The organism is Rheinheimera metallidurans (assembly GCF_036983985.1).
GTDB classification, from domain to species: domain Bacteria; phylum Pseudomonadota; class Gammaproteobacteria; order Enterobacterales; family Alteromonadaceae; genus Alishewanella; species Alishewanella metallidurans.
Genome location: NZ_JALAHQ010000001.1, coordinates 692,276 through 704,203, shown reverse-complemented (window position 1 = coordinate 704,203; position 11,928 = coordinate 692,276). Strand labels below are relative to the sequence as shown.

General features: G+C 42.4%; 14 protein-coding genes and 1 tRNA gene. 5 read left to right on the top strand and 10 right to left on the bottom strand.

The window, feature by feature from the left end; all coding sequences use genetic code 11:
- Window positions 1-8 precede the first annotated feature (8 nt).
- Complete coding sequence (locus MN199_RS03380; RefSeq protein ID WP_335738406.1) at window positions 9-596, bottom strand: HAD family hydrolase; 588 nt, start codon at window positions 594-596, stop codon at window positions 9-11.
- 173 nt (window positions 597-769) lie between these two features.
- Here MN199_RS03380 and MN199_RS03375 point away from each other — a divergent pair, with 173 nt between their 5' ends.
- Window positions 770-1,108 carry an MGMT family protein gene (locus MN199_RS03375; RefSeq protein WP_335738405.1) on the top strand — a complete coding sequence of 113 codons (339 nt, stop codon included), beginning with the start codon at window positions 770-772 and terminating at the stop codon, window positions 1,106-1,108.
- Here the strand turns inward: MN199_RS03375 and MN199_RS03370 are convergent.
- From MN199_RS03370 to MN199_RS03360, 3 genes are read right to left on the bottom strand one after another with little or no spacing between them, the layout of a single operon-like run.
- Entirely contained in the window at window positions 1,105-1,395 is a 291-nt protein-coding gene (locus tag MN199_RS03370; protein WP_335738404.1) for a hypothetical protein, read from the bottom strand. The two genes, MN199_RS03375 and MN199_RS03370, sit on opposite strands and share 4 nt — an antisense overlap.
- Complete coding sequence (locus MN199_RS03365; RefSeq protein ID WP_335738403.1) at window positions 1,392-1,910, bottom strand: hypothetical protein; 519 nt, start codon at window positions 1,908-1,910, stop codon at window positions 1,392-1,394. Before MN199_RS03365 ends, MN199_RS03370 begins: the two co-directional genes overlap by 4 nt.
- Before the next feature lie 44 nt (window positions 1,911-1,954).
- Window positions 1,955-2,209, bottom strand: a complete 255-nt coding sequence (locus tag MN199_RS03360) for a hypothetical protein (RefSeq protein ID WP_335738402.1) — start codon at window positions 2,207-2,209, stop codon at window positions 1,955-1,957.
- A 228-nt stretch (window positions 2,210-2,437) separates the two neighbouring features.
- Between MN199_RS03360 and MN199_RS03355 the strand changes: the two genes are divergently transcribed.
- Complete coding sequence (locus MN199_RS03355; RefSeq protein ID WP_335738401.1) at window positions 2,438-3,142, top strand: YebC/PmpR family DNA-binding transcriptional regulator; 705 nt, start codon at window positions 2,438-2,440, stop codon at window positions 3,140-3,142.
- A gap of 83 nt (window positions 3,143-3,225) precedes the next feature.
- On the opposite strand, the gene MN199_RS03350 is transcribed toward MN199_RS03355, so the two are convergent.
- Both MN199_RS03350 and MN199_RS03345 read right to left on the bottom strand, forming a co-directional pair.
- A complete protein-coding gene (locus MN199_RS03350; RefSeq protein WP_335738400.1) occupies window positions 3,226-5,418 on the bottom strand; it encodes a M3 family metallopeptidase in 2,193 nt (730 codons plus the stop codon).
- A gap of 63 nt (window positions 5,419-5,481) precedes the next feature.
- The gene (locus tag MN199_RS03345; RefSeq protein WP_335738399.1) at window positions 5,482-5,865 is read right to left on the bottom strand and encodes a cytochrome b562; all 384 of its coding nucleotides are present in this window, start codon (window positions 5,863-5,865) and stop codon (window positions 5,482-5,484) included.
- Between the two features lie 230 nt (window positions 5,866-6,095).
- Here MN199_RS03345 and MN199_RS03340 point away from each other — a divergent pair, with 230 nt between their 5' ends.
- The gene (locus MN199_RS03340; RefSeq protein ID WP_132582357.1) at window positions 6,096-7,280 is read left to right on the top strand and encodes a dipeptidase; all 1,185 of its coding nucleotides are present in this window, start codon (window positions 6,096-6,098) and stop codon (window positions 7,278-7,280) included.
- A 51-nt stretch (window positions 7,281-7,331) separates the two neighbouring features.
- Here MN199_RS03340 and MN199_RS03335 read toward each other — a convergent pair whose 3' ends face one another.
- The 3 genes from MN199_RS03335 to bdpA form a co-directional block, all read right to left on the bottom strand.
- A complete protein-coding gene (locus MN199_RS03335; protein WP_132582355.1) occupies window positions 7,332-8,039 on the bottom strand; it encodes a DUF445 domain-containing protein in 708 nt (235 codons plus the stop codon).
- Between the two features lie 97 nt (window positions 8,040-8,136).
- Window positions 8,137-8,322, bottom strand: a complete 186-nt coding sequence (locus MN199_RS03330) for a hypothetical protein (protein WP_132582353.1) — start codon at window positions 8,320-8,322, stop codon at window positions 8,137-8,139.
- Between the two features lie 153 nt (window positions 8,323-8,475).
- A complete protein-coding gene (bdpA, locus tag MN199_RS03325; RefSeq protein ID WP_335738398.1) occupies window positions 8,476-9,972 on the bottom strand; it encodes a BAR domain-like protein A BdpA in 1,497 nt (498 codons plus the stop codon).
- Window positions 9,973-10,252: 280 nt separating this feature from the next.
- Between bdpA and MN199_RS03320 the strand changes: the two genes are divergently transcribed.
- Together MN199_RS03320 and MN199_RS03315 are read left to right on the top strand one after the other, a co-directional pair.
- Window positions 10,253-10,804 carry a DUF3617 domain-containing protein gene (locus tag MN199_RS03320; protein ID WP_335738397.1) on the top strand — a complete coding sequence of 184 codons (552 nt, stop codon included), beginning with the start codon at window positions 10,253-10,255 and terminating at the stop codon, window positions 10,802-10,804.
- Window positions 10,805-10,937: 133 nt separating this feature from the next.
- Entirely contained in the window at window positions 10,938-11,657 is a 720-nt protein-coding gene (locus tag MN199_RS03315; protein WP_335738396.1) for a 2OG-Fe(II) oxygenase, read from the top strand.
- A 124-nt stretch (window positions 11,658-11,781) separates the two neighbouring features.
- Here the strand turns inward: MN199_RS03315 and MN199_RS03310 are convergent.
- Window positions 11,782-11,871, bottom strand: a tRNA-Ser gene (locus tag MN199_RS03310).
- Window positions 11,872-11,928 lie beyond the last annotated feature (57 nt).

The window sequence follows — 11,928 nt, the reverse complement described above, 5'->3', positions numbered from 1 at the left end:
AACAACAACTACAACATTAATGCAGCAGTAAGCTCATCAAAATGGTGAAAAGTCCAACTGGCGTGTGCAGAGAAATGGGTATTATATTCATTTAAATACAAACATGACGGCATACCCGCATTGCTCGCCGCTTGCAGATCATAAATATAGTCGCCAACATACAGCATATTTTGCACTGGCAATTTTAGCTCGTTTGCTAGTAACAACAAACCTTCAGGATCAGGCTTTGCCGCACAGTCTTCACGAGTAATAACACGCTGTACTGGTATTTTTAAGCGCTCGATAGTTAGCTGTGTGGCTGAGCGCATATTACGCGTTAATATTGCTAGCGGCATCTTAAGCTCATTTAACCGCTGTAAACACTCACGCGCACCTGGCATCCAGCTGGCGTATTTCGCACCTTGCATTTCATGATGACAAATAATTTGTGTAATTCGCTGATGTTCAGCTGCATCCTCAACCAAGGCTAACTGCTCTAGTAAAGCACTGCCTCGCGGCCAGCCAATGTCGTCACACATACTGGCAAAATCTAACGCTGAATCTACTAAGGTGCCATCTAAGTCAAACACCACAGCTTTTACTGCGCTTAATACCACACCGACACTCCTAAAGGATTGCAACTTTTATTACTGAATAGTGGAACAGAGGCCTAAGCAAACTGCAACAAAATAGTCGTATTTGCCTTGGTTACGATTAAAAATAGTGTAAGTTATACGTCGGTCAAAACGAAATAGTCCAAAGTATTGGCAAAGCGCAGTAAGAATAACGCATGAATGACACTAAGTATCAGCGCATTTGGCACACCGTGTTACAAATTCCAATGGGCAAAGTAGCCAGCTATGGCCAAGTTGCCGATCTTGCCGGCTTACCCGGCCGAGCAAGGCTAGTTGGTAAAGCATTAGGTTATGCACCAAAAGAATTAGCCGTGCCTTGGTTTAGGGTATTACGCAGTGACCGTCGCCTTGCCTTTGCTGCCGGTTCTATCACGGCAGAAGAGCAGCGCTTATGCTTGTTAAATGAAGGTGTAATACTAAAAAATTATCGAGCTTTGCCACAAGATATCTGGCAACCCGATTTAGCCGAATTACTATTTAAGCTGCACTATTAGACTCGATTTAAGCGACTTTTAGCACGGTATATGGCTTCTTGTTCAAACTCTTCCATATATTCAGCTAGATCGCATTTCCATTGTTCATCAGCGGCATCTGTCTGTTCTTTTAACATACCCACTTCAAGTCGGTCGCGCTGCACTAATAACTGATGTGCCCGATTATGCATTTCTAGTTCAACTTCAGCTTGGATTTGGCTTATTGAGCTTAACCGAAAAAGTTTTCGATAACTCATCACTGCGACCATATTAAGCAAGAGTATTATCGAAACATACAGAATTATCATTGCATCGCCTCAGTCATAATAGTTTTTTTTACTCTGCACTCACTCAACCAAAAGAAAATAATCACTGGCACTAACACTAAATTTAGCGCAGGTATAGCATTGTGGTAAATGGTAGATAAAAAATCGGTATTAAATATATAACGATCAATAAAACGGGCGCTTTGTAGCACGGTAAAGATTAAAAATGTACCTGCAACTACCTGTGCGACTTTACTAACGTGCTGCTTGAGTAATTTGTGAAATTTAAATAGTAAATACAGTGCCATACAATCGACAAAAGCAAAGCTGCCGTACCAAGCAAATTTATTTAAGATACCTGGCTTTATTGACCAGCTATAAAGCATAGGCGTAGCAGCTGACATTACACCACTTGCTAACGCCAGCACGATAAGACTAATTACCACGGACGATACTTTACGTTCAAACATCACCGCAATTAGCAGTAAAATAAAATTGGATATAAAAACAAACTTTCCCATTTCAAACAAAACGTTTTGTATGTAACTAAAATCCATAGCTTATCCCTAGCGTAGGCCTTCTCTATTTTGCACTATCTGCTTTATTTTTTGGCTACTTCTTTATCTTTTGGTGGCTCTATCCCCATCCCATTAGTTAACAAAGATGCGCTTCCCATAGACGACTCATCTTTTAAAAGCATTTTAGCTTGCGTACTAATTTGCACTGTATCAGCAGTACTTGTAATCGGCTTGGCTTCTGCTGTTAAGTCTTGCTGCTTAGGCGCCACAGCTGTAGTTTTATTTTGCGCATAAAGCTGAAGTTGAGCAGCGCTATTATTAATATTATTTACTGACATAAATCACCTTTTATTAACGATAACTGAATAGCTGATACTAAATTTAAACACTGTGTTTTTCTAGTGAAAATACTCTTAATAATCTGACAAAGATCTGATATTTGCATTTTTTAACCAACTACCGCAAAACATGCAGGAAATATATTAGCTTTTGTTGCGTTAAAAGCCTGCTATTCGCTAGACTAGCAGCCTATTCGATTTATTCGTTAAACATACAGGAAAGCGATAATGGGCGCACAGTGGAAAGCCAAACACAAAACCGATGCAGCTAATGCCAAGGGTCGCATTTTTACTAAACTAGCCAAAGAAATAGCGGTAGCCGCACGTAATGGTGCCGACCCTGACATGAATGCCAAGCTGCGTTCTGTTATTGAGCTAGCAAAAAAAGCCTCAATGCCAAAAGACACCTTAGAGCGCGCCATTAAAAAAGGTGCAGGCTTACTTGATGGCCCGGCAAACTATGAAACAGTAGTTTACGAAGGCTTTGCACCACACCAAGTACCTATAATTGTTGAGTGTTTAACCGACAATAAAAACCGCAGCGCGATGAGTATTCGCATGCTGTTTCGTAAAGGTCAGTTGGCAACTTCAGGTGCTGTATCATGGGATTTTAAACACCTTGGCCAAATTGAGGCCGAAGCCATTACCGCCGACGCTGATGCAGAGCTCGCAGCCATTGAAGCTGGAGCGCAAGATTTTGAACTAGGCGAAGATAACGAAGTGGTGTTTTTAACTGAGGCTACCGATCTTGATTTAGTCGCCAAAGCACTACCTGAGTTCGGTTTTAGCGTAAACACCGCGCGTTTAGTATATCGCGCTAATAATCCAGTAACCTTAGCCGATGAAACCGCATTAGCCGAAGTAGAAGCCTTTTTGGATGCTATTGATGCCGATGATGACGTACAACACGTGTATGCCGGTATCGCTGGTTAATTAAATCTAATTATCTCGCCTTAAAAAGGGAGCTAGTTGTTAGCTCCCTTTTTGTTTTCAGCAGATGTTATTTATTAGCAATATTATTTTGCCGGCGGTAAAGGAAAACCACGATCACGCATTAACGCATCAATTTTCGCATCACGGCCACGAAACGCACGGTACGCTTCAGCTGGGTCTACCGCGTTACGCACGCTAAATAAATGTTCCACTAATTTATCAGCAACCGCTTTATCGTAAAAACCACCAGGTGCTTCAGCAAATGCTTCCGCTGCATCAGAAGTTAATACTTCAGCCCACATATAACCGTAATAAGCTGCAGCATAACCTTCACCAGAAAACACATGGCCAAATTGCGGTGTGCGGTGGCGCATTACAAGCTCAGTTGGCATGCCCATACCCGTTAACGTATCACGCTCAAATGCATCTGGATCTATACCTTTAGGGTCATCCAACATATGCAGCTTTAAATCGATAATAGCTGAAGCTAAATATTCGGTAGTTTTAAAGCCCGAGTTAAAAGTAGATGCTGTTTTAATTTTATCTACCAGCTCTTTTGGCATTGGCTTACCAGTTTCACTGTGGACTAAAAACTGGTTAATGACCTCATCCGTTAATAACCAACGCTCTAACAGCTGTGATTGAAACTCAGTGTAATCACGCACGCCGCCATTAAGCGTTGGGTAAGTAACCTTAGACGACAATGAGTGCAATGCATGGCCAAACTCATGGAAATAAGTAACTGCATCGTCCCATGAAATTAATACCGGTTCGCCCGGTGCACCTTTAATAAAGTTAGAATTATTAGACGACAGTACATTTTTAGTACCATCAAAGGTACTGTAACCACGGTAACTCGTTGCCCAGGCGCCTGAACGCTTACCCTGACGTGCGAATGGGTCTAAATACCACAGGCCAATATGTTGCCCCGTGGTTTTGTCCGTTACTTCCCACACCTTAACGTCAGCGTCAAATACCGGCACTGAACCCTCTGGAACGGGCGCAAAATTGAAGTTAAATAAGCGACCAGCCACATAAAACATTGCTTCACGTAGCTTATCTAGCTGCAGATATTGTTTTACTTCGTTTGAATCTAAATCGTACTTTTCTTTACGTACTTTTTCGGAGTAGTAGCGATAATCCCACCCGGCAATTTTTATATTATCGCCCAGCTTAGTGGCTAAGGCTTGCATATCGGCTACTTCCTCAGCAACCCGGGCAATCGCTGCTGGCCATACTGACATCATTAAATCCATCGCGCGCTGAGGGGTTTGCGCCATGCGGTCTTGTAAGCGCCAGGTCGCATAATTATCAAAGCCTAATAAGCCAACACGTTCATCCCTAAGCTGTAAAATTTCCGTGATTAACGCGTTATTATCATACTGATCAGCATTATCGCCACGACTATAGTAGGTAGTCCATACTTTTTCTCGCAACTCACGTTCTGTTGAATAAGTTAAAAATGGGTCCATTGACGAGCGGGTATTGGTAATAGCGTACATACCCTCTTTGCCACGGCTTTGTGCCGCAGCGGCAGACGCCTTTATGAATGAGTCAGATAAACCACCCAACTGATCTTTAGTTAAATACAGGACATGGTTTTCTTCATCTGCCAGCACGTTATTAGAAAACTGCGTGTATAACTGAGCTAAACGCTGATTAATATCGGCATAACGCTTTTTCTGCTCGGCATTTAGCGTTGCACCGTTATTAGCAAAGCCCAAATACACTAAATGCGTTAAGCGCTGCTGCTCTGGTGTTAATTTACTCATCTGCTCCGGCTGGTGCACGGCAGCAACTCGCTTAAATAAAGCTTCGTTTTGTGTCACCTTTGACGAAAACTCAGACAATTTAGGTGCCATTTCACGTTGAATAGCACGAAACTCTTCAGATGATTTATTGCCACTCCAAATACCGTAATAAGTAAATACGCGATCTAATGCTGGGCCCACTTTTTCTAATGCCACAATGGTATTGTCAAAGGTTGCAGGTTCTGGGTTACTGGTTATTTTATCTATATCAGCTAAGTGCTCAGCCATACCTTGCTCTAACGCCGCTTTTAAATCAGCTAGATGCATCTGATCAAATGCAGGAACGCCTTGATAAGGCCCCGCCCAAGGTTTTAATAATGGGTTAGTTTGCGTTACCGCAGCAGTTACTGCCGCTTGCTCTGCTGTATTTGTATTACCTTGCGTTGTCGGGGTAGAAGTATCGTTACAACCCAACAAACTAACCGACACCAACGCGGTGCCAACCCAAAGAGGTAGTGATTTCATGCATGTCTCCGAAGCATTAAATTATTAACAGCCTAGGGCTGCAACTTATCATGGCATAAAACCCTAACCAAATAGTAAATCCCAAATGCTGACTTTACGCAGCTTATGATAGTCTTTGCGCAGCGCATCAACTTTACGCAAATGGCTTTTTGTCTCAGCAAGGTCGTCTTGCTCGGCGGCCAGTTTAGCCAACTGTAATTCAGCTAACACTTTATCAAGCCCTTGCTTAAACTGCTCCGCTTTATCTGGCGCAAATTCCGCGTTTAATGCTTGCTGTGTTAACGTAATAAGCTCAGTTAATATAGGTACTAAGTCAGCAGTTTGCTGTGTGTCGTAAGCCTGCTTATAGTGAAACGCCATGTTTTTCATGGTTTTTTCTAAATCTATCTTAGTGTCAGCAAATACTGACGCACTGAAAAACAACAAACATAAGCAAAAAACTCGCATATTTACCAACTCAAGATTAAAACAGCTGCCTTAACATTGCTCCATTGTACTAACCTCAGTTTACGGTTGTAAGCACACTTAACTATAAAAATTAGGCATTAAACTTAAATGTGTAAATAATGCAGTGCAATTAACCTCAACGCTAAAATTAGCCAACTAGCCTTACAGTTCTTGCCGTTTTACCCTAAAGCTGTTTTGATAAGCGCCTAAATCGACTAGGGACAAACTACATGAAAAAACTAACACCCCTCGCAATTGCGCTCTTATGTGCTACCGGCTTTGGCGCTAGCGCTGCTAATACTGACTTTAGTGCCAAGGCGCAGCAACTTGCGCAAAAGTACATTATTATTGATACCCATATCGACGTACCTTACCGCTTACGTGACAAATGGGAAGATATAACCGAAGCAACCGAGCTTGGTGAATTTGACTTTCCCCGTGCTAAACAAGGTGGCCTAAACGTACCCTTTATGTCGATTTACATTCCGGCATCTTATGAGCAAAGCGGCGGTAGCTTCGAGCTGGCAAACCAACTAATTGATAGCATGGAAGCCCTAGTTGGTCGTGCACCAGACAAATTTGCTATGGCACCCAATACGAAAGATGTAAGGGCACAATTTGGTAGCGGTAAAATATCGCTAGCACTAGGCATGGAAAACGGCACACCGATTGAAGGGAAGCTGGAAAACCTAACGCATTTCTACCAGCGCGGCATACGCTACATCACATTAGCTCACTCTAAAAGCAACCACATTGCCGACTCAAGCTACGACTCAAACCATCAGTGGAATGGCTTAAGCCCGTTTGGTAAAGAGCTAGTAGTCGCCATGAACAACATCGGCATGATGGTTGATATCTCGCACGTATCTGACGAGGCATTTTATCAAGCAGTGGCAATTAGCAAAGTGCCGGTTATCGCTTCACATTCGTCAATGCGTCATTATACGCCAGGTTTTGAGCGTAATATGGACGATAAGATGGTAGAAGCCTTAGCAAAAAATGGCGGCGTAATTCAAATAAACTTTGGTTCATCTTTTGTTACCGAACACGCAAATAAGTACGGCTCATTGCAAAGCGCAGCGGCTAAAAAGGCTGGCGTAACTGATGATGATAACTTTGAGCTAGAGTTTCGTAAAACCAACCCATATCCGTTTGCTAGCTTAGATAACGTATTAGATCACATTGATCGGGTGGTAAAACTAGTGGGAATTAATCACGTTGGCATTGGTTCTGATTACGACGGTGTGGGCGACTCTTTACCTACCGATTTAAAAGACGTTGCTAGTTACCCTAACCTGATTGCTGGTTTACTTAAGCGCGGTTATAGCGAAGCTGATATTGAAAAAATTCTTTCTGGTAACTTACTAAGAGTTTGGCAAGAAGTTGAAGCTTACGCAGCTAAACAAAAAGGCTAAATGAAAGCAGTAGCGCCTTGGCGCTACTGCTATTTTCTCTGTTAGCACTTATTATTGCAACACACCGGCTATTAAACCGATAAGCCCGCCAAATACACCGCCCCACACCACCAACCAGCCTAAATGCTGACGAATCATTTGCTGAATAATATCTTTAACTAACGCAGGGGTTAACTCACTTAAACGTTGCTGCACTATAGTTTCAACTTGAGCTCGCATGCTATCTAGCTGCTCGGGCTTATCAAGCTGAGCCAGCACTAACTGGTTAAACTCGTCAGATTGCGATACCTCAACCAATGCCTGCTTTAACTTGCCAATAAACGGCTCTTTTAATGGCATTAGCGCCGCAGTACCACCAAACATGCCTAACATGCCGCCAAAAGATGACTGTTCAACAACGCTGAGCAATGAATCAAAGGTGGGCGATAAATCAGTTTGTTCAATCACTGGCTGAAAATTAAAAGCTTGGCTGTGGCTTTGCTGCTTGCCTGCTAAAAAGCGCTCAATGTTGCCTGAACTAAAAAACTGAGTCATTACTAGCTGATAGATACCGTCTTTAAATTGTTCAAATCGCGCAGGAATAACTCCCGAGCCATACAGCAGAGGTACCTTTTCGAAAAGCATATGAATGGCAAGCGCATTAGTTAGTGCGCCAGATAAGGCAAACAACCCTACACTAAACAGTAATGGTTGCTGATAGTACCAACCGACTATTGCCAATACTGCAGCTACACCATTAGTAATAACATTTTTATTCATTTTGTGCCCCAAAACTGCTGATATATCATCAAAGGCGCCAATTCTAATCAGCAGTTAACACTGGGGCAAGCATCTGTTTTATTATCACACGTAATACTTAGTTGTAACCTAATATGGCACAGTGCGCAGTATCAACCTCATAGCGTGCAGCAGGTTTATTATCTGCTTCATTATCAGACCAAACCAAGCTTAATGCGTTACGTTCTTGCTGGGTTAAATCGACAGTTTTTTGCTGTTGAAAGAAAAAATGTTGCGTATCATTATTTTGTTTTATTGCGCTCATGGCGGCCTCCGGCATTTAGCTAAGTGCTATGGGTCAGTGCTTACTATCAACAACCCAATTAACTTTATGGCTTCAGCTTAGTTGGTTGAAACTGAGCAGTAACTGAATTAAGCAATATAATTCAGTTACTGCTGATAGCTACGCGATTCCGCTTTAAAGGTAGGCGCGATTAAACGACTCTTTTGACTGCTGCAAATAAACCCGCGCTTTTTGCGCATGTGTATCCCAGGCTTGTTTATCATTGGCATCGGTAAACGGGTTTTGACTGCTATTTATCGAACGCTCAAAACGGTCGTAATAGGTTAGCATCGCTGAAGTAATTTGATTAAACTGGTCTTTATAACTCTGGGTTTGCTCTAACTGTTCAGAGGTTTTTAAGACAAAACGCACTAACTCTGTGCTGTTTCCCTCGGCAAGATAGCTGTTGGCTTTCAAGCTTATGTTACCGGCAACCTCTTGCATTAGTTTTTGTCGCACAACGTCATCTTTGCTTAGTGCTCGGCTAACCGTTTCTTGTGAGCGTGCCATACTGGCGTGCTGCAAGGTATCTCGCAGCTGTTTATCGAGGTTTCGCCGAAAACCTTCAATATTTTTTTGAATACTTAGCAGCTCTGCATCTAAGCCGCCCACTTGCACTAGCTCTTTTTCTAGCTCTGCAAGAAAACGCTCAGCTTCTTGGTAGATTTTCAGGCCATTTTTTTCAGCAAATTTACGGTCGGAACGGCTCAAATCAGCATCGTTATAACTTGATTTATCAAAACTTGCCGCTAAAAACGATTTAAAAGGTTCGGCAAATGCAGAGTACACACCACCACTCATTACATTTAATGTCGCAGTAGTTAAATCGCCAAACGGCTTTAACATTGAGCTTAAACGTGCTTGCTGCAAGGGCGTAGTTACCCGTTTGGTATCGGTAATAATATTTCGAAAACTGGCATAAGCCATGGGGTTAGCCATTTTATTACGCTCAGAGCCCGCAAGGGCTAATGCAATGCCTGAGTGTAAACCGTTGGCATATTCTAAGTATTGCCGCTGCAGATCTAACTGCGCCGCATAATTTACGCCCAAGGTGCGAAATGACTCGGCTTGCAGCTCAATATTCTGATCTTGGCGCAGCTTATCTAAAATACCACTAACAATACGTTGCTCGTTTTTCTGCAAGGCGGTAGCCAATAAGATGCGTTCAATTTGAATATCATCAATATTAATTACGCCATTTATTGCTTCAATATCAAGCCTTAAATATCGCTTTGCTGGGTCATCGATAGAAACTCGGTGTGCGGTATAATTAGTATCGCCAGCACTCTGCTCTATTAATGCTACCGGTTGCCACAGCGCATTAATAGACGGTAAGTCTGATACCAATACTTGAATGCGATAGCCAGTAATAGTGGTATCGGGCTTAACCCACAATTCTAATACGCCCATTTCGGCAATAGTGTCTTTACTAAATAACACACTACTACCCGGTTTACAGCGCAGCGCTAATTCGCCAGAGTGCGGTACCCCCATTAACGCGCGGCAATCGCCAAGCTGACGCCAAATGTCGGTATCTGCGCGTTCAAAGCCATCAATAAATACCACAGAAGAAGCCTGAGCCAATACAGTTGGTAGCCAAACAGTAAACAATAACGCAATAAAATTACGCATCGTAACTCCGGATCAAAGATAGGTTATATGCCGCCGGCTAGCGGGTAGAAAAGCAGCGCCATTTTAGCAGTAGATAAGTCTTTAACGAAAGGGCTTGTTACTTTTATTATATAAGCTTGAGTTAATAGCAAACTAACTAGAGTCAATACGGGCGATTTTGCGATTTTGCGATTTTGCGATTTTGCGATTTTGCGATTTTGCGATTTTGCGATTTTGCCTATTAACGCCTATGCTTGGCCATTGTTTGCTCTGCTTTATTTAAACGCCAAGGAGGCACGTTATGCAATTTAATAAAATACTACCTAAGTTAGCTTTTACTAGCGCCGCATGTATCACTGCTTTAACACTCAGTTTTACCACTAATGCTGAAACAGTAAAATTAAATATTGAGCCAGGCTTATGGCAACACAGTTTCAGTATTAAAACCGCCAGTGGCGAGCTAGAACGTGCCATGGAGCAATTGGAAAAAACATTAGCCAGTATACCGGCTGCGCAACGCGATATGATGGCTAAAATGATGGCTAGTCAGGGTGTGTCATTCGATTTTAAAGATAATTCAGTGCAGGTGTGCCTGACTCAGCAAGATATCGAGCGCGGCCAACTGCCGCAACAAGATGGTTGTACCCAACAAGTTAATCAAACAGGTGACAGCAGCTATAGCTTTACCTTTTCTTGCAACACCAACCCACCTAGTAGCGGCAGTGGGGTTATGACCTTTGATGGCCGTAAAGCCTATACCGGTAATGCCAGCTTTACTACCCAACTTAAAGGCAAAACCGAGCAAATGACCATGCAACAAAGTGGTAAATGGCTTAAAGCTAATTGCAATTAATCCTAAGTAGGTGCTGCTATAGAAAAATCCCACGCAATGGCGTGGGATTTTTAGTTAAATTCTAGATAAACTCTAACTCATATCTAACTTTTGGCATTTCAACATTACCTACCCGTAGAAGTGAGGTGTTTCGGTGTGGCTAAATAAAGAAAAAACTACCAACGCGGCAATACGTAGTTATCGCCAAGCGCTATTGCATGCAAACCCCAATTTTGTGGTTATTGATCATTTATTTAATGACACTGAACTCAATAACGTTATTAGCACGTTACTGCTAGATAACAACTGGCACACTCAAAAGCACAGCTACTCTGCTTTATATGTCGATAACGCTAAATGGCAAAAAACCAGTAAAAAGCAACGTTTTGTCCAGCGAGATATTTGGCAACGCACTGTGCCAAGTTCTGATAACACTTCTGCGGCTATCGCGTTAAACAATAGCGCCAGTGAATTTTTAGCATATTTACGTAGTGCTGAATTTATAGCGTTGTTATCAAAAATTTTTAAAGTGTATTTAACCGACATTAATGTGGCGAACCCCGCTATTAATACCAATTATTTTCGCTTAGCGGCTCCCGACTTTGTTAATTTACACGCTGATGACTCGCCAGGCAGAGAAGTGTGTATGCTGTTGTATTTAAATAAACACTGGCACAGCAACCTAGAAAATAACGGTGGCGAATTGGTTTTCAAAGGCACGAATAACTGCCCTATTAAGATCGCGCCGTTGTACAACCGCTGTGTGTTGTTTGACCCATCCTCTGCCGGAGCCGAGCATTGGGTAAACGCCATGACAACTGAAAACACCCAAAAATACCGCTACAACGTCACTAGTTGGTATTGGTCACTATAATGTGCAGCTACCTAGATAATATTCAAAATATGCTCGCGAATTAAAACCAGAAAATTGCGTTCGCATTATTCGAGATAAACATAAAAAGGCCCATGCTAATTGCATGGGCCTTTTTATGTTTATCTGGCGGAGAGAGAGGGATTCGAACCCTCGTTAGGTTTTACCCTAAACACACTTTCCAGGCGTGCGCCTTCAGCCACTCAGCCATCTCTCCGGTGCTTGCATTGCAAGCGGCACTATACTAGTGAAATTATGCCTTTGCTGCAACTCT

What these genes read in the sequence shown, in the direction of transcription:
- MN199_RS03330 (WP_132582353.1), bottom strand. Translation starts at nt 8,322, where the DNA reads ATGAGCGCAATAAAACAAAATAATGATACGCAACATTTTTTCTTTCAA.
- MN199_RS03375 (WP_335738405.1), top strand. Translation starts at nt 770, where the DNA reads ATGAATGACACTAAGTATCAGCGCATTTGGCACACCGTGTTACAAATT.
- MN199_RS03320 (WP_335738397.1), top strand. Translation starts at nt 10,253, where the DNA reads ATGCAATTTAATAAAATACTACCTAAGTTAGCTTTTACTAGCGCCGCA.
- MN199_RS03360 (WP_335738402.1), bottom strand. Translation starts at nt 2,209, where the DNA reads ATGTCAGTAAATAATATTAATAATAGCGCTGCTCAACTTCAGCTTTAT.
- MN199_RS03365 (WP_335738403.1), bottom strand. Translation starts at nt 1,910, where the DNA reads ATGGATTTTAGTTACATACAAAACGTTTTGTTTGAAATGGGAAAGTTT.
- bdpA (WP_335738398.1), bottom strand. Translation starts at nt 9,972, where the DNA reads ATGCGTAATTTTATTGCGTTATTGTTTACTGTTTGGCTACCAACTGTA.
- MN199_RS03340 (WP_132582357.1), top strand. Translation starts at nt 6,096, where the DNA reads ATGAAAAAACTAACACCCCTCGCAATTGCGCTCTTATGTGCTACCGGC.
- MN199_RS03355 (WP_335738401.1), top strand. Translation starts at nt 2,438, where the DNA reads ATGGGCGCACAGTGGAAAGCCAAACACAAAACCGATGCAGCTAATGCC.
- MN199_RS03350 (WP_335738400.1), bottom strand. Translation starts at nt 5,418, where the DNA reads ATGAAATCACTACCTCTTTGGGTTGGCACCGCGTTGGTGTCGGTTAGT.
- MN199_RS03345 (WP_335738399.1), bottom strand. Translation starts at nt 5,865, where the DNA reads ATGCGAGTTTTTTGCTTATGTTTGTTGTTTTTCAGTGCGTCAGTATTT.
- MN199_RS03335 (WP_132582355.1), bottom strand. Translation starts at nt 8,039, where the DNA reads ATGAATAAAAATGTTATTACTAATGGTGTAGCTGCAGTATTGGCAATA.
- MN199_RS03370 (WP_335738404.1), bottom strand. Translation starts at nt 1,395, where the DNA reads ATGATAATTCTGTATGTTTCGATAATACTCTTGCTTAATATGGTCGCA.